This is a genomic window from Streptomyces anulatus, from assembly GCF_000721175.1.
GTDB classification, from domain to species: Bacteria; Actinomycetota; Actinomycetes; order Streptomycetales; family Streptomycetaceae; genus Streptomyces; species Streptomyces anulatus_C.
The window spans coordinates 1-273 of record NZ_JOEZ01000142.1 but is presented as its reverse complement, the minus strand read 5'-3'; the positions used below and the strand labels follow the sequence as shown (position 1 = coordinate 273).

Below are 273 nucleotides of genomic sequence, written 5' to 3'. Positions count from 1 at the left end.
GATCGTCGTGCTGCGCGCGGTCCACGCGATCATGCACGAGCGGTCCGAGCGCTACAACCGGATGAAGTGGACCGACGAGAAGGGCCGCACCCGCGTCGGCCGGGCGTTCTTCGTCCCCGGCGACCCCGACCCGCTGCTCTCCCTCACCCTGGACGAGGCCCACGACCTCCTCACCGACCCCGAGTACGGCGAGGAAGCCGTCAAGATCGTCGGGGACCTCGCCAAGGAAGCGCGGAAGGTCGGCATCAAGTTCCGCCTCGCCAACCAGTCCCC

General features: G+C 69.2%; 1 pseudogene. It reads left to right on the top strand.

The features are described 5' to 3' along the window. Positions 1-273 (top strand): annotated as a pseudogene (locus IG90_RS40475) (hypothetical protein); the annotation flags it as partial.